Annotated in this window: 5 protein-coding genes and 1 pseudogene; all 6 read right to left on the bottom strand. The window is 67.8% G+C overall.

Features of this window, described 5'->3' with window-relative positions:
• A partial coding sequence (locus JCM19049_RS11695; RefSeq protein WP_279403076.1) for a hypothetical protein occupies positions 1 to 199 on the bottom strand: 199 nt, incomplete at its 3' end.
• A gap of 25 nt (positions 200 to 224) precedes the next feature.
• Positions 225 to 593: a hypothetical protein gene (locus tag JCM19049_RS11690; RefSeq protein WP_054821677.1), complete on the bottom strand. Its 369-nt coding sequence runs from the start codon at positions 591 to 593 to the stop codon at positions 225 to 227.
• A 134-nt stretch (positions 594 to 727) separates the two neighbouring features.
• Positions 728 to 814, bottom strand: a pseudogene (locus JCM19049_RS23525) (hypothetical protein); the annotation flags it as partial.
• A gap of 1 nt (position 815) precedes the next feature.
• The gene (locus JCM19049_RS20570; RefSeq protein WP_279403075.1) at positions 816 to 1040 is read right to left on the bottom strand and encodes a hypothetical protein; all 225 of its coding nucleotides are present in this window, start codon (positions 1038 to 1040) and stop codon (positions 816 to 818) included.
• Positions 1041 to 1071: 31 nt separating this feature from the next.
• Complete coding sequence (locus JCM19049_RS11685; protein WP_279403074.1) at positions 1072 to 1455, bottom strand: hypothetical protein; 384 nt, start codon at positions 1453 to 1455, stop codon at positions 1072 to 1074.
• The gene (locus tag JCM19049_RS11680) at positions 1452 to 2132 is read right to left on the bottom strand and encodes a class I adenylate-forming enzyme family protein (protein WP_054821675.1); all 681 of its coding nucleotides are present in this window, start codon (positions 2130 to 2132) and stop codon (positions 1452 to 1454) included. Before JCM19049_RS11680 ends, JCM19049_RS11685 begins: the two co-directional genes overlap by 4 nt.
• Positions 2133 to 2490 lie beyond the last annotated feature (358 nt).

The raw sequence follows: 2490 nt of genomic DNA, 5'->3' as shown, positions 1-2490 counted from the left end.
CCCAGGATCCCGCCGCTGGCCCCATACGGGTGTCCCAGTGCCAGGCGCCGCCCTCCAAGTTGACGCAGGCCTCGGCCACATCCAGTTCGTCCAGGCACGCCAGGGCCTGGACGGCGAAGGCCTCATTGAACTCCAGCAGCCGGGGCGGGGCCTGCAGCAGCTGCGGCAACAGCCGCTGCAGATTGCGGTAGGCCGGCACCGCCGCCAGTCCCAATACCTGCGGATCACAGGCGCCGGCGGCAGCGCCAGGTACCGCAACGCAAAACCCACTCGTAGGCGCCCCAGGTTTCGGCATCGACCAGCATCACCGCCGCCGCGCCATCATTGATCGGACAACTGTTCCCGGCCGTCACGCTGCCCCCAGCGACGAAGGCCGGACGCAACGCGGAAAGCTTCTCCATGCTCAGGTTGCTTCTGGGGCAGCCATCGCGGGTGACCACTCCCTGCGGCGTGCCAACCGGAACCAGCTCGCCGTTGAAGTGCCCGGCCTGTTCGGCCGCCAGCGCCCGATGGTGGCTGCGCAGCGCGAAACGGTCTTGTCGTTCGCGGGAAATCCCATAGCGCCTGGCAATGTTTTCTGCCGCAACCCCCATGCCCGGGTCGGGATCCGGGGCCGGGTGAACCGTGCACGGGAATAGCGGCGGACCGGTTCCATCGGATCATGGGGGTTGCTCAGCCTCCAGGGCGCGGTGCTCACGCTTTCGGTGCCGCCGGCGATGACTACCCGGGCTTCGCCGCAGGCGATCATCCTGGCCCCGGCCGCGATTGCCTCCAGCCCGCTGGCGCATTGGGCGTCAAAACTGGTGGCCGGCACGTCAGGGCCGAGGCTGCTGGCCAGGGTGGCCACTCGGGCAATGTTGCCCCGGGCCCGGCCGCGCTGCCCAGCAGCACCTGATCCACCTCCCGGGCGGCACCCCGGTCTCCTGTAGCAGTGCATCGATCACGGTGGCGGCCAAGCGATCGGCGCCGATCTGCGAGTACTGCCTGGCGCTGCGCAGGATCGGGGTACGCCGTGCAGCAACCACATAGACCTGGTTCATGAACTCTTCCCTTCCTGCACGAGGTGCGGACTCAGCGGGCTTCGCGCGCGTGCGCCGCAAACCTAAGCCCGTACCGTGTTGTTGGCCGGCGCCCGCAGCAGCACCGCGCCTCGGGCGACCAGACGTCGGAAAGCCGTCCGACCGCGATCTTGCCGCTGCTGGTCAGCGGCCAGGTGTCGACGCACCGCAGCTCGTGCGGGATTTTGTAGGTCGGCAGGACCGCCGCCAGCCGGGCGCGGATTTCCTGCGCATCCAGGGTGGGGCAGAGCTCGTCTCGGTGGATGACCGCGATCAGCCGGGGAGCCGCTTCAGGCTCCTCATGCAGCAGAACCTCGACATGGGCCAGCCCCAGTGCGGAGGCCATGGCCTGGCTGATTTCGCTGGGGTGGATATTGTTGCCACCCAGGTTCATCATTCCTCCGGCCCGCCCGAGGACAAACAGCGTCCCGTCCGTAAACCGGCCCATGTCCCGGACGCTGAGCCGGTTGCCGTCCCAGCGGAAGCGTTCCTGACCGCTGGATGGTATCCGCTGGCCAGCAGGGGGCTGTGCACGTAGATTTCCCCGATGCCGGTCTCTTGATCCGGTGCGGCGATGTGCAACTGGACGCCGGGAAATGGAGTGCCGGCGAATCCGGTGGAGGCATTACGCTGCGCCGTGGTGGTGCTGCGGTAGGCGATCAGGCTGTGTTCGCTTGTGCCGTAATATTCCACGACGTCCTCGAGGCCGGGCAGCTGCTGCAGCCGGCGGCGCAGGGGCGCGGGCAGGTTTTCCCCGCCGCTGATCGCGTAGCGCAGGCCCTCCAGCAGCCGTGGATCAAATTGCTCCAGTAGTCGGCGCAGGATGGAGGGAACTGCCACCACGCGGGTGAACCGGTGGGATTCGAGCAGTTCTCGTACCTGCGTGGCATCCAGCGTCCGGTCAGCAGTGCCGTGCCCCGGTGGTAAGGTTTCCACGACCGCGTAGAGGCTGAGTCCATGGGCCAGCGGCCCGGGAATGAGGCTGATTTCTCCGGCGGTGGCGTGGAGAATCTTGCTGCCCAACCGGACGCTGGCCTGCCAGGAGTGGCGGGTGCGGCAAATCGCCTTGGGCAAGCTGGTGTACCCGAGGTGAAGACGACCAGCAATTCACGGTCCGCATCGATGTGTGGTGGGGCCAGTAGGGACTCTGGCTCATCTTCGGGCAAGTCAATGGGCAACCGCATCAGGCCGGGGACGGCTGCCTGCTGCAGCGCCTGGGCGTCTGCCGCGTCACACAGCACGTGGCGCAGATCCAGCTGGCGGATCACGGCCCCAGGCGGGATGCCGGCCAGGCCGGATCCAGCACCACGGCGCTGATCCCCGCCAGCACCAATGAGTAGAACCCGGTGATGGCGTGCAGCGGTTCGAAGGCCAACAGGCCCACCCGCGGCGGGAGCTGGTCCTCGGAAATCTTGCTGCCGGCGGCGGCCGC

This window comes from Arthrobacter sp. JCM 19049 (assembly GCF_001310435.1).
This window is presented reverse-complemented; position numbering and strand designations above follow the sequence as displayed.

Bases quoted from the DNA above. Each gene is read 5' to 3' on its own strand.
- JCM19049_RS11685 (WP_279403074.1), bottom strand. From the start codon at position 1,455: ATGATGAACCTGGGTGGCAACAATATCCACCCCAGCGAAATCAGCCAG.
- JCM19049_RS20570 (WP_279403075.1), bottom strand. From the start codon at position 1,040: ATGAACCAGGTCTATGTGGTTGCTGCACGGCGTACCCCGATCCTGCGC.
- JCM19049_RS11690 (WP_054821677.1), bottom strand. From the start codon at position 593: ATGGGGGTTGCGGCAGAAAACATTGCCAGGCGCTATGGGATTTCCCGC.